Source organism: Micromonospora sp. NPDC023633 (genome assembly GCF_040640035.1).
Classification (GTDB): Bacteria; Actinomycetota; Actinomycetes; order Mycobacteriales; family Micromonosporaceae; genus Micromonospora.
In genome coordinates this window covers 1-22,583 of sequence record NZ_JBFABB010000112.1, presented here as the reverse complement: position 1 = coordinate 22,583, position 22,583 = coordinate 1, and the positions used below count along the sequence as shown (strand labels likewise).

Below are 22,583 nucleotides of genomic sequence, written 5' to 3'. Positions count from 1 at the left end.
AACCTCACCAAACGCGTCACCGACGAAACCACCCCAACCTGGCGAGACATCTGAAGGCAGCATCACCCACAAAATACGTGAATCAGACGCCCTCTAAGTGGTCGGCTCCGGAAGTGCTTCGGGGGTTGGCCTCTGGGCCTTCGCGGTCGGTTGCCGACGACGGTGCGATGAAGCTTGACCACGGCGAGACATCCCAGCTTCCGAGCCGCTGAGCAGTGGCGGTCTGCCGAGGCAACGCGATCGCCCGTTCTCGGTGTCGATCTTCGCGTACAGTGCGGTCGATAAGGGTTCGGATTTTCCTCACATACGGATCCTGGATGCTCTCTGCCCAAGCCAAGGGCCGAACCACGGGGCTGTGCGTCGCACGTGTGTGCTCGTCGCAGGCGCCCAGGTATTTCAGAGAGGTTGGTTGCTTCGGTGGAAGCAGTCGTCGAGGGTCGCGACACGTCGCGCGGTGCGCGTCTGGCCGTTCATAGTGCCGTCTCTACTTCGCTGGCCCTGTACAGTGATCACGAACTGCGTGTCCTGGTGGACGCGGCGGCGCCGATGGGTTCCGGTATCGGCGGGACATCGGCGCTTCTGGACATCGACGGGACCCCGGTCTTCGTCAAGCGGGTGCCACTGACCGATCTGGAGAGGCAGCCGGAGAACGCCCGGTCCACGGCGAATCTCTTCGGGCTGCCCACCTTCTGCCAGTACGGCATCGGCGGGCCAGGCTTCGGTGCCTGGCGCGAGTTGGCCGTGCACACCATGACGACGAATTGGGTGCTCGCGGCGGACTACGAGGGCTTTCCATTGATGTACCACTGGCGTGTGCTGCCGCACCCTGGGCAGGCGCTCCCCGAGGAACTGGCCGACGTGGAGCGGGCGGTCGCTTACTGGGGAGGCGGACCGGAGGTGCGCCGACGGATCGAAGCTCTGCGAGATTCCTCGGCGAGCATCGCGCTGTTCCTGGAGTACATCCCGCAGAACCTGCACGACTGGCTGGGCGCTCAGGTCAAAGCCGGCGATGAGGCGGCCGAGCGGGCCTGTGCCATGGTGGCGAGGCAACTTGAGGCTGGGACCTCGTTCATGAATGCCCGCGGGCTCCTGCACTTCGATGCCCACTTCCAGAACATCCTGACCGACGGTCAGCGTCTGTTCTTTGCGGACTACGGCCTCGCAATCTCCTCTCGGTTCGACCTGTCGAAGGATGAGGCTGGCTTCTTCGCCGAGCACCAGACCTATGACCGTTGCTACACCGTCACGCATCTGGTGATCTGGCTCATTACCGCTCTGTACGGGTACAAGCGGGACGACCGCAACGCGTTCGTGCGTGCATGCGCCCAGGGGGAGCGTCCGACCGGAATCCCGCCGGACGTCGCGGCGATCCTCACCCGCCATGCCCCGCTCGCGGCGGTGATGACGGACTTCTACCGCAAACTCCAACTGGAGAGCAGGCAGACCCCGTATCCGCTGCAGGAGATCCGCCGGACCGGCGAGTGGGACAGTTCGTCGATCGTCTGATGGACCTGGGTGGCCACCAGACGGACAACCGAGCTACTCGTCCAGGACGAGCCAAGCGGTCGGACCGGATGCGGGAGGCTGCGGGCGCCGAGATCCACTTCTGCTGATCGGCCTGCCTGCCTTGCCTATCGCCACCGCGCGCCCGATAGTCCTGACCGCCGCCGAGCGTCACCGGTTGCAGAAGGCCGCCCACGGTCACAGAACCGAGTACCGGGCCCGGGTGCGGGCGTGGATCGTGCTCCTGGCGGCTCGGGCAAATCCAATGCGCGTATCGCCGCCGAGGCGGGAGTGCACGTGGACACCGTGCGCACATGGCGGGGCCGGTTCGCCGACCTGGGCCTGCCTGGCCTGCTCGACCGTAAGCGCACCGGCCGGCCCGCAGCCTTCACGCCCCTGCAGGCCGCGCAGGTCAAGGCGCTGGCCTGCCAGCTTCCCGCCGAGACCGGCGCGCCGCTGTCGCGCTGGTCGTGCCCGGAACTGGCCCGCGAGGCCATGTGCGGGGTTTCGCCACGTTCGTGTCCGCCTCCACAGTGCGCCGCTGGCTCGGCCAGGACGCGATCAAACCCTGGCAGCACCGTTCCTGGATCTTCATTACCGACCCGGACTTCCGGCCCAAGGCGGTCCGTGTCCTGGACCTGTACGCCCGGGCCTGGGACGGCGAGCCGCTCGGCGCGGACGAGTATGTGATCAGCGCGGACGAGAAGACCTCCATCCAGGCCCGCTGCCGCTGCCATCCCACCCTCGTGCCCGGCCAGGCGAGAGCGATGCGGGTCAACCACACCTACGGACGCGGCGGCGCGCTGGCCTACCTGGCCGCCTACGACGTCCACCGGGCTGCAGTGTTCGGCCACACCGAGCCGACCACCGGAATAGCCCCGTTCATGACCCTGGTCACCCAGGTCATGAGCCAAGAACCCTACGCGAGCGCGAAGCGCGTGTTCTGGATCGTCGACAACGGTTCTTCCCACCGCGGCAAGGCGGCAGCGGACCGACTGGCCGCAGCGTTCCCCAACACGGTGGTGGAGTGCGAAGGCGGAGGCGAGCCACGTGTCGAGCGGGTCGGTGAGGGGTCCTTCCGGAGGTGCACGTTGCGGTCGTGCCGATGGATTCCTAGCCACTGCAGAAACACGGGTGCTTGGAACCCTGCCCGGACGGACCTCGTGCCCGTCGATGATCTTGCGTTGCCTCCCGCGTTCGAAGCGGTTACGGCCTGGGCTGGCACTGGGCTGGTGGTGCGTGCCACCGAGCTGGACGTGGCGACGTGGCGGCTTCCCGAGCCGCAGTGGGCAGGCGGGAGAGGCGGACCGGCCGTCCGACCTTGTACCGTCCAGGTCTGACGCCGCCGTCGCTGGCTGCGGCCGTGCAGGAGGTAGCTGGCCTGGCCGATCGTGTCTGTGGGCTCGGCGGCCTGGCCCCGTTCTCCTGACGGCCACTCGCTCAGTCGGCGAACCGCCATAGGACGGCAGCCGAACCGATCAGAAGGGCATCATGAGCCGCTCCACACTACCGCCCACGACCGGGCTGATCGACGCCGTGAACGGCCTGCCGGTACGCCGGCACACGGACACCAGGGCCTACTACGTCCGCAAGGCCGGGTGGCCGCACTTCTGGGGCCGGACCCTGGACGCGCTCGTGGTGATGGTGGTGGCCGGGGCCCTCATGGGCGCCGTCAACGCGGCCAACCAGGATCTCACGCTCGGCCGGCTCTCCATGGCCATGTTCGCCAGCACCGGTGTTCATGCCGCCGTCATGGCCGCCATCTGGTTCGTGGTGGTCTTTGCGTACGGCATGGTCTGGGGATCGCTCGGCAGCCTCGGGGACGCCGCCTCCGGCATGCGCTCCGTCAGGACCTCCAACGGAGGAGGCTTCGGGGCCTGGCTGGGAGGCTGGCGGGCCGTCTGCTGGTCCTTCGCGCCCCTGTACATGGTGGTGAGCATCGCCGCTATCTTCAGCGGCAGCGGCGGGGACAGCTTCGAGACCAGGTTCACCGCCATCGACCTCCGTTCCGGCCTCGCGCAGGGCCAGGCGCCCGTTCCCGACCCGACTGCGCCGGCTGCGGAACAGTTCACCGAGCCTGCGCGCCAGAAGCTCCCACCCCGGTAACGGTCCTGACCGGGGTGGATTCGGAGACTGGGACTGCCGGGGGACTGGAAGCTGGAGTTGGCGTGCGTCAACCCAGCCGTCGCCTTCGCCTCAGACACTGATTGGCCGGTTCCGGTTGTCAGGAGAGGCGTTCGATCGTCGCGGGGACCAGGCCGTGGTAGCGGGCCACGTCGGTGACCTGGCGCAGCACCCAGCGTAGTCCGTCTCCACCGGCCGGGTCGGACGTCACGTCGATGCTCCACGCGACACCGCCGACGCGGCGGAGACGCCAGAGGTGGTTCGTGTCGTTGACGCGCAGCCGGCCGGTGCCGACCACGCCAGGCTCGGTCACGTCCGTGCCAGGGGCGGCGCCGAGCCGCAGCAACGCCGACAGGCGGGCTATCGCGTCACCGTCCGGTTCACCGGCGAAGAGCACCCGGTGAACCGCCGGGCCGGTGCCCAGCCGCAACGGTGTGCCGGCCGCCAGCGGGACGTCGTCGCTGAAGTGCCGGCGCAGCGTGTCCTCGTCCGGTAGCGCCCCGCCGCCGAGCCGACCGTACGCCGCTTCCGCCCCAGGGCGGTTGACGGCCGTCAACCGGGAGCGCAGGCGCGGGTCCGTGCGGACTGCTCGCACGAACGCCGCCGAGCTCCACCAGCCGGCGGCCGCCGCCGTCCAGCAGGCACTGCGCAGCCGTACGGCCGACAGGTCGTCGTCCAGCACGAACTCCTCGACCAGCAGTCCCGCCCCCGTCGTGTCCTCCCCGCCGCCCGCTTGGAGCAGGTAGTAGTGGAGCATCGCAGTGCTTGCGGGCAGCGTCGGTGTCACCGGGGCCATTCCGGGACGATACTGCCTCGTCAGGCCGACCCAGCAGTTGGCGGTGCCGTGCCGTGACTCCGCCGACGGGCCGGTGCGCGCCGTTTCCTCGGTCGGCTGCGGCGGGGCCGCCGACACCGCCTTGGCCGGTGGTCACCGGGGCATGGCGCGACGGCAGCGGGCCAGCTCCGCGCGTAGGTCGCGGCGCAGCGACCGGTCCACCTCGGGTTGGGTGAGCGCGTGGGTGAAGTCGCGGGCGGCTTCTTCCCACCGTCCCAGCCGCATCAGCGCCGTGCCGCGGTTGTAGCGGGGGACAGGTGCCTCCGACAGCGCGACCGCCTGGTCCAGGTCGGCCAGGGCGGCGGGCACGTCACCGCGTTCGAACCGGATCGCGGCACGGTTCGTCCAAGCCTCGACCAGCTCCGGATCCCCGGCCAGCGCCTGGCTGAACAGGCGGTCGGCTTCGGCGAGGCTGCCGCGCTCCGAGCGGATCAGCCCGAGGGTGCACAGCAGCGCGGGCTCCTGCGGGGCCAGCGCCAGCCCGGCCCGCGCGTGCGTCTCGGCCTGATCGAACGCGTCGCGTCGGACGTGCAGGTTGACCAGGGCGATCCGGGCGTCGAGGTGCCGGGGGTCGATTGTCAGCACGCGCTCCAGGTCGTCACGCGCCCGCTCGGCACGGCCCCGCTCCTGTCGGAGCATGGCCCGGTTGTAGTACGCCTCCGGCAGGTGTGGTCCCAGGCGGATCGCGGTGTCGTAGTCCCTGATCGCGGCCCGTGGCCGCCCCGCCGCCCGGTGCAGGGCGGCCCGATCCACGTAGTACTCGCAGTTGCCGGGGTCGTGGGCGATCACGGCGTCGAGGTCCGTCAGGGCCTGCGCCGGATCGCCCAGGGCGAGATGCACCTGCGCCCGGTTGTGGCGTAGCCGGGCCAGGTCCTGCGGGCGCTCGCCGGGGGCGAGCACCGCGGCCAGCCGGGCCAGCCCGTCGTCGATCAGCCGTAGCGCGGAGGCGGGATCGCCCTCCCTGCTGTCCAGCAGGGCCAGGCCCTGCTCGTAGAAGACGGTGGACAGCACCCGCTGCTGCGGGTCGTCCAGCCTGGCGGCGAGGTGAAGCGCCTTCTCCAGCCAGTGCCGCGCCTGCGCCGGGTCCTGGTCGGCGGCCGGCAGGTGCCGGGCGTACAGCATGGCGGTGGCGTACGCGGCCGACATGGTGATCTTGGGGTTGTCGGTGGCAGCGCGGGCTTCGTGGTAGAGGTCGAGGGCTTCGGTGGCGCGGTCCAGCGCCGCCAGGGCGGTGGCCAGGCCGGTGGTGAACGCCCACCAGTGCCGCAGGTCGCCGTCCGGAGTCACCACGGCGCGCCCGCGTCGGGCGGTTCGGGCTGCGTGGTGGTAGAAGCCGCGGGCCAGGCTGTCGCCCAGGGCCGTGCGCATCGCCTCCAGCGTCGGGGCGACCGTTGCCGCCTGGCGGGGGCCGCTGTCGTGCAGGTCGAGGCTCACGGGGGACGGGCCGAGTCGGCGCGTCAGCGCGTCCAGTAGCTCGCGGGTGGTTTCGTCGGCGCTTCCGACGTGCGTGAACCGCACCGTGACCGGGCGGCGGAGCCGGTCTGCCCAGGCCGCCACGAACTCGGCCGCTCCGTAGGCCAGGTGAGCGGTGCGTCGGGCGGGATGGAACCGGATCGGCTCCTCCTCGGCGGCCGATCGTGCTGTGCCGTCCAGGTGGGGAGCGATGGCGTGCAACTCGATCCTGTGGCGGGACGCCAGGCGGGGGCGGTCGGCGGCGATTCGGCCGAGGAAGGCCGCGACTCCGGCGTACGGCCCGTGGACGCGGTGGCAGTCGTAGCCGGCCGGCTCGTCGGTCATGGCCGGGCCGATCGCCGCAGGGGCGGGCGCCCGGGAGCGCCCGCCGTGTCGGCTGCTACCAGCACCACTCGATCCAGAGCCGGCGGGCACCGGACAGCAGACGCAGCGAGCTCTTGCGACGGACGGTCATCTTCCTCATCAGGCTCCTCCAATGTGGATCGCTCTGGGACGGATCAGAGCCTAATCGATATCCCTGAAAATACGAAGATGGCTCGTGATGACTGTGACTGCGGCCAGCAGTTGCGGGTTGATTCAAGATCATGACTACTTGGCTGGCCGCAGCCGTTGACGAGGCCGTCTGGTCTAGCCCAGTATCTTGTTGAGTCGCCAGGTGCCGCCGGCTCCGGTCATGATCCTCAAGCGCCTAGGAGTACGCCCATGCGAAGCAGTTGCCGTCGGGAACGCTGGCGCTTTTCACGCCCAGTGGCCGGCTGCGCGTTGGCCTCGCTTCTCGGTGCGGTCGCGCTGTTCGGCTCACCGCCCACGGCCAGCGGGGCTGCAGCCACCCCGCCTCTCAGTCCCAAGCCACGGGACTTGTCCGTTACCGGAACCCCGCTCGACCTGCCGGTCGCTTTGACAGTTGTTCGTGGCGGGGCCGCGGACCAGCCGGCCGTTGACGCCGTGGTGGCTGCGTTCACCGCGCGCAACACGAGGGTCACCGTCACCGGCACCGATCCAGGTGCCGGAACAACCGTCTACATCGGGGGAGCGCAGGAGACGCCCGCCAGCGCGGCGGCCCTGAACGCAATCGGTGTCACAGCGCCGAGCACCTTGCCGGACCAGGGCTATCTGCTGGCCACCGGTACGGACTCTGCCGGTAGGCAGCGGATCGTGCTCTCCGGCGGCCAGAAGGTGGGCACCTTCTACGCCGCACAGACCCTGAGGCAGCTCCTGACGTCGGACTCTTCCGGCGCGGCGATGGCGCGGGTCACGATCAAGGACTGGCCCGCCTTCACATTCCGCGGTGGAATGGACTCGGCCAACCCCCCACCGCCGGGGGTGGCCCGGTGGACGAAGGCTGACCGACTGGAACAGGTGGAGGTCCTCGCCCGGAACAAGATGAACCGCCTCTTCTACGGACCCGCGGCCGACCCGCGCACGGGCGGTAGCGGAAGCAACAACTGGCGCACCCCGTACACGGACGCGGAACTAAGCGACCTGCGAGAGGTCGTCACCAAGGCCAACAGCCTGCACGTCGCGTTCGTCTACCGGATCTCACCCGAGATGCCGCTGGACCAGGCGAGCGGCATCTGCCACTCCTCCGCCACGGAGCGCAACACCCTCCTCTCCCGGCTCGATCAGATGTACCAGATCGGGGTCAGGCACTTCGTCATCGCCTGGGACGACGTCTTCCCGACGCGGCCGTTCTCCTGCGCCAGCGACGGCCAAACGTACGGAACCGGGGTCACGGCGTGGGCCCGGGCGCAGGCCGACGTCACGAACTTCGTCCAGACGAAGTTCGTCCGGGCCCACGCCGACATGGGCCAGCTGTACACGGTCAGCAGCGAGTACGCCGGGATGGCGGTCAGCAGCTACCGGACCGAGTTCGACACTCGGCTCGACACCGCCGTGGGCGTGTACTGGACCGGTCCCGAGGTGCTGTCGCCGAGTATCACCCGGAAGGATCTCGACGACGCACAGTTGGCGTTCCCCCGGCACCGCCTCGCCATCTGGGACAACTTCCCGGTCAATGACCAGGTCTGGGACCGGCTCCAGATGGGCCCGCTGGTCGGGCGCGAGGCTGCGCTCTCCGCTGCTCCGGGAATCCTGTTCAACGAGATGACCCAGCAGGGCCCCTCCCAGTTGCCCCTGCTCACCGCCGCCGACTTCGCCTGGAATCCGGGCCACTACCAGCCGGAAGACTCCTGGTCGCGCGCCATCAACACCCTGGGTGGACCGATGGCCAGTCAGCTGCGGACCTTCGCCGAGATCAACCGTTCGTCCGTCATCGACCACACCGACTCGGTGGCGCTGGCCGATGCCATCGGGAGCTTCCGCAATGCCCTCCGTACCGGAAGCGGTGTGGACGTCGCCGCCGCCGCACTCAAACAGAGGCTCTCTGGTCTCAAGGCGGCCAGTACGGCCCTGCAGACCATGAACACCAGCCTGACGAACGAGGCGGGACCGTGGTTGCAGCAGACGGTGCGCCTCGTGGACGCGGCCACCCGCGCCGTGGATCTCCTGACCGCCGAGCGCGCCGGACAGACCGCTGTGGCGAACAACCTTCGCCAGGAGCTTCGTAACCTCCTTCCCGCCATCGCCTCCCATCCCGAGTCGGTGGCGCACGGCGTGCTCCACCCGCTGGTGACCTTTGCGCTGCGCCGGGGCGTCGACAGCGTGGAGCTGAGCGGAGACGGGCGCTCCGATGTGCTGGCTGTCCGGCCAGACGGCACGCTGAACGCGTACGAGAACCTGCGCACCACGATGAACTGGCCGGAGCTTGGCGCTACCCAGACGGTCGGGCAGGGCTGGTCGGCCACCCAGCTGCCTCTCGTCGGTGATGTCGACGGCGACCGGCTCGCGGACCTGCTGACAGTGACCAGCACCGGGGCCCTGGTGCAGTTCAGGAACACCGGGTCCTTCACGGGTGGCATGTTCGCGGCGGGTGTCCAGGTCGGCAGCGGCTGGCAGGGGACGCTGGCGATGCACCTGACTGACCTCGATGACGACGGGCGCGCTGACCTGCTGGGAGTGTTCCCGGACGGCGCGCTCAAGGCGTTCCGTAACACCGGCATGAACAACGGTGCCGTCACCTGGGGCCCGGCCGTCCAGGTCGGCCAGGGGTGGAGCACCGCCGAGCGTCCCATCGTCGGTGATCTCACGGGTGATGGAAGAGCCGACCTGGTGTCCATCAAGTCCGATGGGTCGCTGTGGCACTACCTGAACACCGGCAGCTTCACCGGCGGAATGTTCGCTGCCGGTCAACGGGTCGGTGAGGGCTGGACCGGTTACCTGGCCGTGCACGTCGTCGACCTCGATGGCGACGGACCTGCGGATGTGCTCGGTGTGCTGGCGGACGGGACGCTTGCCGCCTTCCGCAATCAGGGCATGACGAACGGACGTGTCAGCTTGGGACCCCGAGCTTCTGTGGGCCAGGGTTGGCACGCCGACATGCTGCCCAACCCGACCGACCTGAGCGGGGACGGTCGCGCCGACCTGATCTCGATCAACAGTGAGGGCAGGCTCATCACGAACATCAATGCAGGTCGCTTCGCTGGCGGATTGATGTTCCCGACGATGGCAGCACACGGCCCGGGATGGCAAGGAACCATCTTTCTCCGCTGACGGGCTCTGGGCCGGCCGCCGGCCGGCGATGCCGACGGGTTCCAGGCGTGGCGGTGCGGCACCGCCTGGCCGGGGTGGCGGGGTGTGGCTCGATCGAACTGCACCCCGCGGCCAACCTGAGAACCGCGCGGGTGTGCTCGACGCGTCGAGCATTAGTCGAGCCTCCTCGCCCGCGCCGAGCCGGCTTCGCCTACTGCCGTCGCAGTGCTGGACGAAGGCTGTGACGCCCTGGTATTCCGCTACCGGGGGGCCGACACGTTCGTATTCGAGCAGGAGCAGGCCGTTCGCCGTCACCTCGTAGCGCACGAGTCGCAGGCCGACGGGTGCTGTAGCCGGGATCCACGCCGCGGGCCGCGGGGCCGTTACGCCGCGCACCGAAGGCACGGCAGTAACGGCCGGCGCGCCGGGAGGCTCCCCGCGGCGCCGGCGGACGTGAATGTCGTTACCGCGTGCTCGAGGGCCGTGCCGTCGATGGGCGCCCGCAAGCGCGGAGATGCGGACGAAAGGGTCCGGCGGCGACGCTGATCGGTGCGAGCGGATGTGCGGCGACGCTTTTCCGTTTACGAGAAAGCGAGCGAATGGAGCTGGGCATGAGCGAGGGCAGAGGAACCGACGTGACCGACATCTTCGACTACCGTGCCGAGCGCGACGGCAAGTCACCGTTCCACCCGCCGGTCAAGTATCAGATGCTCCGCGACGAGAGTCCAGTCAGCCAGGTCAACATGTGGGACGGCAGCAAGGCCTGGTTCATCACCCGGCGGGACGACGTCCGTGCCGCGCTCGCGGATGAGCGGCTCAGCGCGGACAACCGCCGTCCGGACTTCCCGCTGTTGAGTCACGGGTCGGAGACGCTCACGGACAACAACCCGACGTTCGCCCGGATGGATCCGCCCGAACACACCCGGCAGCGCGCCATGGTCAACGCCGACTTCACGCAGCGATCGGCGGCCCGGTGGCGGCCGCAGATCCAGCAGATCGTCGACCGGCTGGTGGACGAGATGCTGGCGAAGTCGCCGCCCGCCGACCTGGTCGGCGAACTGGCCGAGCCGCTCGCGGCGCAGGTGATGTGTCTGGTCCTGAACATTCCGTACAAGGAGGACTTATTTCTGCGGGTCGCCTCGACGTTTGCCGACCACTACGTCGGCCAGGACAAGCTCGATGTCGCGAGCGACGAGCTGACCAGTTTCATCACCGGAATCCTCGAGGCCAAGGCCGCGAATCCTGGCCGCGACCTGCTCAGCCGCCTCATCACGCAGCATGAGGCGAACGGTGAGCTCACCCGGGACGACATCATCGGCATGACCCGGGTGATGATCGTCGCCGGGTACGAACCGGCGGTGCACGGGGTCTCCCTCGGCCTGGCCGCCCTGTTCTTCAACCCGGACCAGCTGGCGTTGCTGCGCGACAACCCGGATCTGATCGCGGGCGGCCTGGGGGAACTGCTTCGCTACAGCACCAACTTCCACACCGGACTGCCCAGGGTCGCCATCGGCGACACCGAGATCGGGGGACAGAAGATCAAGACCGGCGAGGCCGTGCTGGTTTATCTGCCGACGGCGAACTTCGATCCGCAGTGGTTCGAGGACCCCGATTCGCTCGACATGCGCCGAAGCAACTCCGGCAACGTGTCGTTCGGCCATGGAGTGCACCGGTGTCTCGGGCAGCACGTGGTCAAGTTTCAGATGGAGATCGTCATCGAGACGCTGCTGCGCCGGATTCCGGACATGCGGCTGGCCGTCGATTTGGACCAGATTCGCTTCGCGCGCGAGGCGGCCGTCTACGGTGTGTACGAGCTGCCCGTGACCTGGTGATTCCCGGGGCGCCGGAGGGAGGAGCGCACGGGCGGCGAAGAGTCCGCCCGGCGTTCCCCGGAGCCTGATGACACCATGATCGCCGTCATGCGGTGGCTCCAGGGGAGAGAACTCCATGAAGTTGGCCAGGGCCCACAGCAGCAGCCGGCCGCCCATGGCGGTCCTGCACGCCGGCACTGGTGATCACCACGACCAGCAGCAGCCCGGTGGTGTCCACGACGATGTGCCGCTTGCGCCCATTGACCTTCTTCCCGGCGTCGTAGCCGCGGCTGCCGGTTGCAACGGTCTCGGCCGCGCGCACCGACTGGGAGTCCAGGATCGCCGCCGACGGCTCGGCATGACGACCTTCGGCGTGGCGGATCTGCTCGCGCAGGCTGTTGTGCAGTCGGGTCAGGGCGCCGTCGGCGTTCCAGGTGCGGAAGCAGGGAGACGGTGGACCAGGGCGGGAAGTCGACCGGCAGCGCCCGCCACACGCAACTGTTGTGGTCGACGTAGCGGATTGCATCGACGATGTCGCGACGTGGGTAGGTCACCGGGCCACCGCCACGGCCGTCGACCGTACCGCCGACGGGGATATAGCCGCCATGATCTGCCATCGCGCGTCGCTGGTGTCCGACGGGTACTGGCGAGGATGAGCCGTGGGCAGGTCTTCGCCCGGCGCGGCGGCGGCGGTAGCTGCCGGGACCGAGGGTCAACCACTGCATACCGGCGCCGGGGCCTTGTCGTGGCCGCCGACGGACAGACACACGCCGCCCTGCTGACCCTTACAGGTAAACAGCGCGTCGAAGCATGAGTTCACGGTGTCGCTGGCCCCGCCGGTTCGGCCGCAGCCGCCGCGAGATCCGCACCCTCAAGATTCTGACGATCTCCACCGGGATCGACCTCCCGCACGCCGCACAGGCACTACAGATCCGCCGCCGCCAACGCCGCGCCCGCGACAACACCCGCCCACTGGCCCTACTCGGCATCACCTGAGGACTTTGCCGGGGCCCTGAGTGCGTTGGTGCGTTCGCCCAGGCAGCGGAGCCTGCTGTGCAGCTCGTTGCAGGCCGACAACAGCGCCCACGGCGTGTCGAGCGTCGCGCCGATGTCAGGCCAGCCGCCTCAGTAGCCGTTGACGAGGCTGGTCGGGCGCATGTCCGTCCAGTGCTCCTCCACGTACGCCAGGCACTCCTGACGCGAAGTGGCAGCAACTACGGTTCGCCAGCCCTCGGGCACATCGATGTCTGCCGGCCACAGCGAGTGCTGGTTCTCGTCGTTGACCAGCACCAGGTAGCTGCCGTTCGCGTCTTCGAACGGGTTTGTCATGACATTCCTTCCATGTCGCTGAGCGGATACGGACGCTCGTCCGCGCCGTTGTCGATCTTGTTTTCGATGTGCCATCCGCGGCGGGCCCAGTCCTGCAGGTCGGCGGGTTGGGCTTGGTCGGGGGCAAGTGACACGGTGAGGTAGGCGGTCTCGCGGCTAGCCGGCAGATGGGGTCGTCACCCGCGCCGGAGTCTCGCGGAGATCCTGCGCGCAGGCCTGCCCGACATCGGCAGGCCTGCGCGCTCGGCGGCCGTGTGCGCGATCAGCGTCAGGTCAGCCCCAGCGACGCATCGGGCGAGGAGCTGAAGGTCCGTGCTATCTCTTCGAAGTTCGCGGCCATCGAGGCGATGGTTTCCTCGCGGAACAGGTTTCGCTTGTAGTCAAGGCAGCCGGAAACGCCGCCCGACGGCTCCCTGGTCAGGGTCCACAGTGCGCCATCCGGCACGGAAGACTTCCGCGACTGTGGGCCCATCATCCGCGGTATCCGGGCATACCTCAGCTCTCCTGGTGCCTCGACGTACTGCTTCTGATCGGGAAGAGCCTGAAACACGGCCGCGGCCGCGGTGTCGGAAGTGGCCGGTCGCATCAGCTCCGGGGCCTGCCCGAATATGTGAAGGGCCGGGATTTCGTGCGAGAATGCTTCGAGGCAGGTGCGCCGGGTCCTTCCAAGCAATTCTTCGAATGATGTGCACCCGGCAATGTCAGTGCGAAGTGGCAGGAAGTTGAAAATCGGGCCGACGGTGTCCTCGAACAGCTGCCCGCCACGCCCTGGAGTGAACGTCGCGATGACTACGTCCGTGGCGCCGGTCAGCCGATGCACGAGCAGCTGGTACATCGCGACGAGTGCCATGAACCGCGTGGTGCGGTAGGTTCTGGCCATCCGGTCGATGTTCGAGATTACCTCGTTCGGTATCAGGAAGCGATGGGCTGCGGTCGACTCGGGAAGGTTCGCGGAACGCGGGATGTCCGTGGGGAGCGCCGTGAACAGAGCGCCGTCCAGCTTGCGGCGCCAGTATTCTCGCGCCGCTTCAGTGCCCGCACCGGCCCCGGTACGTTGCCAGTCAGAGAATTCGCGGTATTGCGGTGCTTTCGGCAGGTCCGGGACGGTGTGACCTGTCCTCGCGGCGTACCGGTTGGCCAGGTCTCGGATGACCACCTCCATGGACATTCCGTCCGAGACGATGTGATGGATCATCAGCGCCAAGACCGCGTCCTGGTCGTCGAACCTGCCCAGCACGGCACGCAGGGCGGGCGTCTCGTCCGCCCCCATCGTTTCCTTTTCGACTTCCCGCCGCAGCGCCTCGGCCCGCGCCGCGCGCGATGCCTCAGACGTTTCCGGAAAGTCGCGGATCTCCACGCGCACCGGACCAGGTGGCGAGATCTCCTGGCGCCGGTTCCCCGCCGCGCCGACGATTCGCGTCCGGAGCGCCTCGTGCCGCTTGACGACGTCTTGCAGAGCGTCGCGCAGGGCAGCGACATCGATCGGCCCGCCCGTGACGCGCCACGCATCCACCACGTGGTACCGGAAACCGAATGGCCCGTCGTCACTGCCGTGATCAAATGCGTCGACAAACTCATGATTGAGCGACAGCGGGAGCGTCTCGGTCGCGTCGACGCCTGTGATCTTAGTTGGGCTCATCCTGGCTCCTATCAACTGGTTCCGCCTGTTCCAGGAGGTACTGGTCGAGCTCGGTGACCGTGGGAAACTCAAACAAGTGATCGAGCGTGAGCTCTACGCTGAGTGCCTCGTTGACCGTCTGAATCAGCCGGATCCCGCTCAGCGACTGCCCACCGAGTTCGAAGAAGCTGTCGTTGACTCCCACCTCTGCCACGCCCAGGGCGTTGGCGAAGGCGGAGCACAGGGTTTCCTGCTGTGCCGTGCTCGGGGGCTGGTAGGTCGACGAGCCGGCGAGCACCGGTTCGGGCAGCGCCCGACGGTCCACCTTGCCATTGGGCGTGAGCGGGAGTGAGTCGAGCACGACGAACGCGGCGGGGATCATGTAGTCGGGCAGCACCTTTTCCGCATGCTTGCGGAGCGCGGTGATGTCCACCGCGTCAGTCCTGCCAACGACATACCCGACAAGGGTGTGGTGGCCGTCCTCGTCCTGCCGGGCCACGACGAGCGCCTCGGAGATCTCCGGGTAGGTGGTGAGGGCTGCTTCGACCTCGGCGATCCCGACCCTGAATCCGCGGATCTTCACCTGGTCGTTTGCTCGACCGACAAACTCGATCATGTCGTCGGTGGTCCAGCGGACCAGGTCGCCGGACCGGTACATCCGCTTCCCGGGACCGCTGAACCGGTTCGCCACAAAGCGCTCGGCGGTCAGGCCTGGTCGGCCCAGGTAGCCGCGCGCCAGCCGTTCACCCGCGATGTAGAGCTCCCCGACATGGCCGGTGCCGACCGGTCGGAGCCGCTCGTCGAGCACATACAGCTGGACGTTGTCCATCGGGCGGCCGACCGGCACCCTCGTTGAGGGGACGTACGGCGCGGTTACCGTTGTGGTCGTGGCGAACAACGTAACCTCGCTCGCCCCGTAGGTCGGACGCACCGTGATGCCAGGGCACGCCTTCAGCACTCGCTCGACGGCGCTCGGCGAGATGACATCGCCACCGGTCGAGACTTCACCAACGGTTGCAAGGCAATCCGGCGCCTTGTCGGCGAGCACCCGGAACAGGCCGCTGGTGAGCTGGACGGCGGTGATCTCGTTGTCCCGAATTAGTCGCCGGAGAGTGCCGAGATCCAGGCGACCGGGCGGCGCCAGGACCAGGTGACCACCACGCAGCAGCGGAACCCAGAGCTCGTAGGTCGACACCGCGGCTGCATACGGCGCCACCATGAGCACTCGGTCCTGGCTGCTGGTGTCCCAGCACGAGTCCAAGGCGACGCTCAGCACGCCCCGGTGTGTCACGCAGACGCCGCGCGGCAAGCCCTCCGAACCCGAGGTGTGGATGATGCACGCCAAGTCGTCGGATCGTGTGTCGATGTTCGGGCCGACGACCGACCGATCCCGCTGCGCGGAGGCTGAGTCGACGAGCACCGTCCGTTTGCTGACCGGTAGGCCCGCGCGGCGGGACTCCTCGTCGGTCAGCAGCACCGGCCGCCCGGCGTTGTCCATGAACCGCTGCTTGGCCTCCAACGGATGGGCGTTGTGCAACGGCATGTAGACCGCACCCGCCTTGAGCACGCCCAGCGTCGCCACGACCAGCTCAGGTGATCGCGTGACCAGTACCGCGACCGGCTCTCCGGGCCGGACGCCGAGGCTGATCAGCTGATGCGCCAGATGGTTGGCGCGCTCATCGAGCTGCCGATAGGTCAGCCGCACTCTGTCCCCGGACACTGCCGGCGCGTCGGGCGTCTGGGCTACTTGCCTGGCGAACTGCTCCTGGATGGACCTGGAACCCATGCCGCCTCATCTCCGTCCACTAGTTCGCAGACCAGACCTCATTGATGGAACGTACCGCCGACGCTGTTCGATTGCGCCTTCAAGACTGCGCTGTGGCCCGCCGTACCTGCTCGAGGTATCAGCAATCTGAAAGACGTGGCAGGGCTAAGGGTTTGGAATACTCTACGAGGCCATCGAAGCGGTATCAGTTCCATCTCGGCGAAACGGATCGTCTGCGGACTGGACTCCAACACGCGCCCTACATCTGACCGGGAGAACCGTCAGCAGCCGGAAGGATTCTGCACCGTGACAAGAATTAGCAACACCGCCGAACACGACTTCCCTGCTCCGGCCGAGCCTGATCTCACCGCAGAGCAGGTTGTGGCGAGAGCCGAGGCAATGGTCCCCGAACTCATCGACCGCCAGGCAGAGGTCGAGGAACGCAGCTTCTATGCCGAGGACATCCACGAGAAGTTCGCACGCAACGGCTTCTACCGAATTCTGCAGCCCCGTCGTTACGGCGGGTACGAGTTCGGCCTCGAGACCTTCGTGCGCGTCTCCGCGACCCTGCTGCGCGGATGCCCGTCGACCGGCTGGATGTACACCCTCGGGGCCATGCACACGCACATTGTGGCCACGATGTTCGGTGAGCAGGCTCAATCGGAAGTGTTCGGTGTCGGCGACTTCATCTGCCCCGGCACCGCCGTCCCCAGTGGATCCGCTGTGCCAGCCGCAGACGGCGGCTGGACAATCAGTGGCAAGTGGCCTTACTGTTCCGGGGCTCCTTATGGAACCCATTTTCTGGGACATGCCCTGATCTCTGGAGACGACGGGGCGCCTCCGACGCCCTTGTTCTTCATCGCGCCGCGCAGCCAGTGGACGCGGTTGGACGACTGGGGCCAGCAGTTGGGCCTGCGAGGCAGTGGGTCGCACAGCATCACCATGGAAAACGCCTACATCCCTGACTACCTTGCCCTCCCCGGTGTGCAGATCATGGAGGCCGACGTCTCAGCGGGCACGCCGGGCCGGGCCCTGCACGGCAATCCGGAGTATGGCGGTGGGCCGCTCTCCTTCACGAATTTGTGTAACGCGGCCCTGGCTGTGGGCATCGCGCAGGGAGCGCTTGACATCTACGAAGACCTCCTGCGGAGTCGATCGACCCTGGTGCCGCCAATCGTGCGCCGTCATAACGATCCCGACTACCAGTTCTGGTATGGCGACGCTGTCGGGATCATAGGTACCGCAGAGGCCGCATTGCTGAACGCTGTCAAGCAATGGCACGACGCTAGCTCTAGCGGCCCCGCAGCGGTCACCAGGGAATTGGACCTGCGGATCTCGGCAATTTGCCGACACGTGATCCAACTATGCTGGGACGCGGTGGCGAACTACCTGATGCCGACAGCCGGCGCAAGTTCGATCCGGCACGGCGAGCGCCTTGAGCGGGTGTGGCGCGACATGTCCATGCTGCGTAGCCACGGCGGCATCTCGATCCTGCTGCCGACGGTGGCCGTGCGGGAGCTCACCCGGACGCGGATGCGCTAGCGCCGCTGCCGCACGGCCAATTCAGAACAGGCCGCCGCCTCGGCCATTCGATCCAACGACAACCGGTACACGCCCCTCGCGGCTGGGTTGCGCGGAGTGGTTCACTGACGAGCGCGCTACTCCCGGACTGCGGGGGACAGGTCCGCGAGGCGGCCGGTCAGCGTCGCGACGGCGGGTGCGTGGAGCATGGCTTCGTGGGACTTCGAACGTGCAGTGCGCGCTCACAGCCAGCAGGCATAGCCGCTCCTCCGCATCGCGAACGTCCCCTTTCACACCTCCGGGCCACTTCGGACGCAGCCGGATCGAGCCCTCGTCGAACCCCGCGCTCGTCGCACCCGCAGCCCAACGTCACCGCGAGCGTCGCGTTGGCCCAGGAAGCACTCCGGGTCAACGAGCGCACGTGATCGTCGCGGCGCGACTACCTGTGCCGCTCAAGTTGAGCGAGCGGGCTCGGTTTGTGAGCTCGAGCGGGAGAATCGGGAATGTCGGATGCAGGCCGACTTCCTGAAAAGCCCCAACCCTTCGCGAGCCATCGGCTGGGGGGCGATCTTCGGGGTCACCGAGTGCCGGGCCTGTCGGAGCGCCGGCCAGCAGTGGTCCACATGACTCGTCGCCGAGCGGCCGCCCGGGAGCCCTCCCCTGAGCGCCGGGATGATCGCATTTCCGAAGACGCTTTCGCCACGGGACCCATGGGATCCTCGGTGCCGAGCGAAAGGACAGCCGCCGATGACAGCGCAAGAAGAGGTAGACAGAGCAACGGTGCTCCCCGCGCCCTCCGGCACCAGACTCCCTTCCCTGACGGCGCTGCGGACCGTGGCCGCGACCCTGGTGTACATCCACCACGCGATGTACCAGCCGCTGTTCTCCGACCAGGGCATCCAGAATGCCTACAATGCGCTCGCCCGCAACCTGGGCCCCCTGAGTATCATGTACTTCTTCGTGCTGAGCGGCTTCATCCTGACCTGGTCGGCCAAGCCGCACGACAATGTCAAACAGTACTACCGGCGGCGATTCTTCAAGATCTTCCCGAGCCACCTCGTGGTGTATGCCATCCTGCTGCTCCTGATGTTTGTGGCCGGGCGCGCCGTCCCGTGGCCCCAAGCGTTGGTCAGCCTCCCTCTCCTGCAGGCATGGGTGCCGGACTTCAACTACCAACTGTTCGCGATAAACCCACCGACGTGGACGCTGTCGGTTGAGTTGCTGTTCTACCTGTGCTTCCCGCTCCTCCTGATCCTGGTCAACCGAATCCGGCCCAGCCGACTGTGGCTGTACGCGGGGCTGGTGGCCGTGGCCGCTCTGCTCATGCCGGTGGTCTCGCGGCTGTTCCTGCCCGACAGTCCGTCGACCCCCGTCTCCGCCTCGCTTTCCTGGCCCCAGCTGTGGTTCCTCTACTATCTCCCGGTCACGCGGGTGTTCGAGTTCCTGGCCGGAATGATCATGGCCAAGATCCTGATGACGGGCCGCTGGCGAGGCGTGCGGCCGCTGTACATCGTGGTGCTGCTGGTGGTGGCGTACGTGGCGACCCTGCCGCTCAAGCTGTACGAGGAGGGATACCAGGCGGTATTCATCATCCCGCTCGCACTGGTGATCACCGGCGCGGCCGCGGCGGACCTCGCCGGGCGCCGGACGCTGTTCAACACCCGCGGCATGGTCTTCCTGGGCGAGATCTCCTATGCCTTCTATCTCGTCCACATCACCGTGTTCTTCTCGCTGCAAGCTGCGTTCAACCACCAATGGGGCCTGGGCGGGATGTTCACGTCACGCCCGTTCGGTACCGTGGCCGCGATCGCGTTCCTCGTCGGCGCCTATCTGGCTTGTGTGCTCGTCGCATGGCTCTTGTATGCGCTGGTGGAGCGCCCGGCGATGCGGCGGTGGGCCCGTCCGAGGCGGGCCCGGCCAGCAGGAACTTCGTAGGCGGCCCGGTGATCGCCTGCCTGGTTACTGCGGGAGTGGCGCGCGGCTCCTCAGGGGCGGGTGCCGATGCCGAGCGTGCGGCCCGCGGAGACGTACGCTCGCCGGGTCGTTGAGCGGGTTGGCGGGGTGGTCGGGGTCGGCGAAGGCGCTCCAGGCGTCCACGTCCATCCCCGGCCCCGCCGCCTGCCGACCCAGCGCCGCGCAGCAGCTGCTCGGCGTACCCCGGCTTGGTGCCCGCGGCCCGGAAGAAGTCGGAGACCAGAATCCGCGGCCCGGGCCGGATGGTGATTGGGTCGACGCCGAGCTCCTTGACCACCACCAGGCCGCCAGGGCGGACGACGCGGACCATCTCGGCCAGAGCGCGTGACAGGTCTTCGTCGGAGAGGTACGGGACCCCGTTGGCGCACCAGAGGGCGTCGAACGAGGCGTCTGGGTACGGCAGCGCGAGCAGGTCGCCCTCGCGGATCTCGACCGGGACCGCCAGGAGTCCCGCCCGCTCGAACGCGAGCGTGACGTGCTCCGACGCGAGGTCGACGCCGTGCACGCGACCGCAGGGCCCGGTCAGCTATCGGACAGGCTGTCGTTCACTGCCCGAGAGAGCGGTAGCGGAGGTGTACGACGCCGTTTCGGAATCGGCGCTCATCGAGGAGCTCGAGGTTCTCACGCATGCCGGTCGGCAGCCCTGGCTTGCCCCCGCCGACGACAACGGGCAGGATGAACAGTTGGCATTCGTCGACCAGCCCGGCCTTGAAAGCCTGCGTCGCGAGGTTGGCGCCTCCTACGTGGAGATCGCCGCTGGCCGTGGCCTTCAGTTCCTGTACCGCGGCGGGGTCGAAACGGCGTTCGAGTCGGGTGTCGGCAGTTGACGCTGCGGGAAGGTTCTCGGAATAGACGACCTTGCTCGCCGCCTGCCAGGCGTTCGCGAAGTCGGCCATGAGGTCGGACTTCGCGGCCAGAGCGGCGTCGGTCTCCCAGACGGCCATCGCTTCGTACAGTCGCCGCCCGTAGAGAAACGTGCCCACCGACCGCACGAGGTCGGTGTGGAACGCGAATACCTCGTCGTCGAGTGGGACCATGTCGAAGGCGCCGCGTTCGTCCTCGATGTAGCCGTCAAGCGACACGTTCGTCACGTAAATCAGCTTTGCCATGCCTCTACCTCTCGATGATCAGCTGCCACAGCCTGGACATTCATCAGCGTGGCGTCCAGCTCGGTGCGCGCTTGGCGCCGACCTCCCTGCTGGGGTGCGCCAGATGTTCGGGAAGCCACTGGCGGATCTCCAGTCGCCTCCGCCCGTCAGCCTCATTGATGAGGCTCGGTAGAAGTGCCAAGTTACTCCCCAAAATTCCCACTTGGGTGAGTTGAGTGTATCCGGTTGTGTGTGTGCGTTTTGTCGTTTATCGGATGTTGTGCGGCGTGTCGGGCCGGGGCGACGACGGCGATGGGTTGACCACAGTCGGGGCAGGCGCGGACGGTGTGTGCCGGTGCCCCAGTGGTGGTCCGAGGCGGGTCGGGTGCAGCCTGACTGGTGTTATTGGCGTATTCGTGTTTCCAGGGCAGGTGATGCCGGGTGGTGCCAGTGGGCGGGTGTTGTCGCGGGCGTGGTGGCGGTTGGTGGTGGCGATGTTGGTGATGCCGGTGGTGCCGGTGGTGCGGAGTGCACTGAAGGCGGCGTTGCGGAGGGCGGCCGTGACTTGGGGTCCGGTGCCGGTGCGGATCTGGGTTGGGTCTTCGTCGTAGGTGACGTCGCGGACCCGGTGGACCTTGTTCTCGATGGACCAGTGACCGCGGATCGAGCCGGCGAGTTGCGCCGGGTTCGGCCTAGTGCACATGTGGGTCAGTGATGGCGTAGACGGGTTCGGTGGTGAACCGTTCCGGCTGGTCGAGGTGCGTCTGTGGCGGCGGATCTGTACTGCCTGGGCGGCGTGCGGGAGTCGATCCCGGAGGAGATCGTCAGAATCTTGAGGTGCGGATCTCGCGCGGCCATGGCCGCGGTCGGTGTGGCGTATGGCGTCCGGTACTGACCCTGAACCGCTGCCACAGAGCCGCCGCGGTGGCCGCGATGTCGGCTAGTACTCCAGCCGGGGATTGTGATCACGGCTCGGTGAGGGCTTGCCGGGCGTAGTGGCTGGTCATTGCTCGTGCTTGGTGGCGGCGTCGGCGTACGGACCAGAGCAGTGGGTCGCGGCGGCGACGGGCGGGTTCGATGATCAGGATGTTGAACAGGTGACGTAGTTCGTTAACGCTCAACGCGATCAGCCCGGTCGGGTCGGGATGGCTGCGGTGTGTGGTCGCGGCGGCGAGGAAGGCGTGGGCGAGGATCGCCAGGGTGCTCCAGCGGTGCCAGGACGTCCAGCGGCGGTGTTGGTGCTGGTCCAGGCCGAATCCGGTCTTCGCGGCTTGGAACGACTCTTCGATACCAACGACAAGTCGGTGGTGTCGCCGTATGACGGCTCGGTTCTCGGGCTGCCGTTCGCGGTAGCGGTCGGGCATGGCGGGCGAGCGATGGCGCCGGAGCTGGAGCATATGCCGGCGCGGCCGAGCGTCGGCAAGGACTTGTTCTGGCCTGCGGATTTCGCTCGCGCCTTTGGCTCCCGGCCGGCTTCAGCCACGCCGCTGCACGGTGTGGTGCTGTGCGGGGCCGACTTCACGGCGTCCCGTATCGAGGTGCTGACCGACGTCGACCAGGACGAGCGGCGGATCGTCCTGGAACGCGACATGACGGACTTCGGCGACGCCATGATCCCCGCAACGGCTGAGGACCGGCCGTACGCGGGACGCCGAACTGCCATCGCTTCCGGCCGAGTGGTCGGTGATGCCCTGGGTCCGGCTACGGGGAAATCCATGGACCATGACCCGCGATACCGTGAGCGCCGTGCGGGCAGCGGTCGACTTCCAGAGAGTCGTGTGATGACGATGCGGGTGAAAGCCGTCCTGCTGGACCTAGACGGCACTCTGCTGGACCACAAGAGTGCTGCGGAGAAGGCATTCCTCGCCGCCTGCCTGCAATGGCTTCCCGACCTCGACGAGGAGGCGCGGTACGAGGCTCACACAGAGTGGCAGCGGCTGGAGGCCGTCCACAT

At 67.8% G+C, this 22,583-nt stretch carries 15 protein-coding genes and 5 pseudogenes; 10 read left to right on the top strand and 10 right to left on the bottom strand.

Features of this window, described 5'->3' with window-relative positions; genetic code table 11:
* Positions 1-417 precede the first annotated feature (417 nt).
* The 4 genes and pseudogenes from AB0G13_RS27240 to AB0G13_RS27225 all read left to right on the top strand — a co-directional run bounded on the left by AB0G13_RS27240 (position 418) and on the right by AB0G13_RS27225 (position 3,609).
* A complete protein-coding gene (locus AB0G13_RS27240; protein WP_357879942.1) occupies positions 418-1,506 on the top strand; it encodes a serine/threonine protein phosphatase in 1,089 nt (362 codons plus the stop codon).
* 9 nt (positions 1,507-1,515) lie between these two features.
* Positions 1,516-1,986: pseudogene (locus AB0G13_RS27235) on the top strand (helix-turn-helix domain-containing protein); the annotation flags it as partial.
* A gap of 35 nt (positions 1,987-2,021) precedes the next feature.
* Complete coding sequence (locus tag AB0G13_RS27230; RefSeq protein WP_357879945.1) at positions 2,022-2,843, top strand: hypothetical protein; 822 nt, start codon at positions 2,022-2,024, stop codon at positions 2,841-2,843.
* A 151-nt stretch (positions 2,844-2,994) separates the two neighbouring features.
* Entirely contained in the window at positions 2,995-3,609 is a 615-nt protein-coding gene (locus tag AB0G13_RS27225; RefSeq protein ID WP_357879939.1) for a hypothetical protein, read from the top strand.
* A 118-nt stretch (positions 3,610-3,727) separates the two neighbouring features.
* Here AB0G13_RS27225 and AB0G13_RS27220 read toward each other — a convergent pair whose 3' ends face one another.
* Both AB0G13_RS27220 and AB0G13_RS27215 read right to left on the bottom strand, forming a co-directional pair.
* A complete protein-coding gene (locus tag AB0G13_RS27220; protein ID WP_357879935.1) occupies positions 3,728-4,423 on the bottom strand; it encodes a hypothetical protein in 696 nt (231 codons plus the stop codon).
* A gap of 132 nt (positions 4,424-4,555) precedes the next feature.
* A complete protein-coding gene (locus AB0G13_RS27215; protein ID WP_357879931.1) occupies positions 4,556-6,259 on the bottom strand; it encodes a tetratricopeptide repeat protein in 1,704 nt (567 codons plus the stop codon).
* Between the two features lie 378 nt (positions 6,260-6,637).
* On the opposite strand from AB0G13_RS27215, the gene AB0G13_RS27210 reads away from it, so the two are divergent.
* Positions 6,638-9,544 (top strand): beta-N-acetylglucosaminidase domain-containing protein, encoded by a 2,907-nt coding sequence (locus AB0G13_RS27210; RefSeq protein ID WP_357879928.1) that lies wholly within the window; start codon positions 6,638-6,640, stop codon positions 9,542-9,544.
* Between the two features lie 614 nt (positions 9,545-10,158).
* On the top strand, positions 10,159-11,355 hold the full coding sequence (locus AB0G13_RS27205) for a cytochrome P450 (RefSeq protein ID WP_357879925.1): 1,197 nt from the start codon (positions 10,159-10,161) through the stop codon (positions 11,353-11,355).
* An 85-nt stretch (positions 11,356-11,440) separates the two neighbouring features.
* Here the strand turns inward: AB0G13_RS27205 and AB0G13_RS27200 are convergent, their stop codons facing one another.
* Both AB0G13_RS27200 and AB0G13_RS27195 read right to left on the bottom strand, forming a co-directional pair.
* A complete protein-coding gene (locus AB0G13_RS27200; protein ID WP_357879922.1) occupies positions 11,441-11,860 on the bottom strand; it encodes a transposase in 420 nt (139 codons plus the stop codon).
* Positions 11,793-11,951: pseudogene (locus tag AB0G13_RS27195) on the bottom strand (transposase); the annotation flags it as partial. The gene AB0G13_RS27200 and the pseudogene AB0G13_RS27195, both read right to left, overlap by 68 nt.
* A gap of 193 nt (positions 11,952-12,144) precedes the next feature.
* On the opposite strand from AB0G13_RS27195, the gene AB0G13_RS27190 reads away from it, so the two are divergent.
* The gene (locus AB0G13_RS27190) at positions 12,145-12,330 is read left to right on the top strand and encodes a hypothetical protein (RefSeq protein WP_357879919.1); all 186 of its coding nucleotides are present in this window, start codon (positions 12,145-12,147) and stop codon (positions 12,328-12,330) included.
* Between the two features lie 129 nt (positions 12,331-12,459).
* Here the strand turns inward: AB0G13_RS27190 and AB0G13_RS27185 are convergent, their stop codons facing one another.
* The 3 genes from AB0G13_RS27185 to AB0G13_RS27175 all read right to left on the bottom strand — a co-directional run bounded on the left by AB0G13_RS27185 (position 12,460) and on the right by AB0G13_RS27175 (position 16,067).
* On the bottom strand, positions 12,460-12,663 hold the full coding sequence (locus AB0G13_RS27185) for an MbtH family protein (protein ID WP_357879916.1): 204 nt from the start codon (positions 12,661-12,663) through the stop codon (positions 12,460-12,462).
* Positions 12,664-12,931: 268 nt separating this feature from the next.
* Entirely contained in the window at positions 12,932-14,302 is a 1,371-nt protein-coding gene (locus AB0G13_RS27180; protein ID WP_357879913.1) for a condensation domain-containing protein, read from the bottom strand.
* Complete coding sequence (locus tag AB0G13_RS27175) at positions 14,289-16,067, bottom strand: non-ribosomal peptide synthetase (protein WP_357879910.1); 1,779 nt, start codon at positions 16,065-16,067, stop codon at positions 14,289-14,291. The genes AB0G13_RS27180 and AB0G13_RS27175 overlap by 14 nt, the downstream gene beginning before the upstream one ends.
* 285 nt (positions 16,068-16,352) lie before the next feature.
* Here AB0G13_RS27175 and AB0G13_RS27170 point away from each other — a divergent pair, with 285 nt between their 5' ends.
* A complete protein-coding gene (locus tag AB0G13_RS27170) occupies positions 16,353-17,588 on the top strand; it encodes an acyl-CoA dehydrogenase family protein (RefSeq protein WP_357879907.1) in 1,236 nt (411 codons plus the stop codon).
* 726 nt (positions 17,589-18,314) lie between these two features.
* Positions 18,315-19,502 carry an acyltransferase gene (locus tag AB0G13_RS27165; protein ID WP_357879904.1) on the top strand — a complete coding sequence of 396 codons (1,188 nt, stop codon included), beginning with the start codon at positions 18,315-18,317 and terminating at the stop codon, positions 19,500-19,502.
* 313 nt (positions 19,503-19,815) lie between these two features.
* Here AB0G13_RS27165 and AB0G13_RS27160 read toward each other — a convergent pair.
* From AB0G13_RS27160 to AB0G13_RS27150, 3 genes and pseudogenes are all read right to left on the bottom strand, one after another.
* Positions 19,816-20,067 (bottom strand): annotated as a pseudogene (locus AB0G13_RS27160) (class I SAM-dependent methyltransferase); the annotation flags it as partial.
* A 19-nt stretch (positions 20,068-20,086) separates the two neighbouring features.
* Positions 20,087-20,650: a dihydrofolate reductase family protein gene (locus AB0G13_RS27155; RefSeq protein WP_357879900.1), complete on the bottom strand. Its 564-nt coding sequence runs from the start codon at positions 20,648-20,650 to the stop codon at positions 20,087-20,089.
* A gap of 944 nt (positions 20,651-21,594) precedes the next feature.
* Positions 21,595-21,918 (bottom strand): annotated as a pseudogene (locus tag AB0G13_RS27150) (IS701 family transposase); the annotation flags it as partial.
* On the opposite strand from AB0G13_RS27150, the pseudogene AB0G13_RS27145 reads away from it, so the two are divergent.
* Positions 21,862-22,583, top strand: a pseudogene (locus tag AB0G13_RS27145) (hypothetical protein); the annotation flags it as partial. The pseudogenes AB0G13_RS27150 and AB0G13_RS27145 overlap by 57 nt on opposite strands.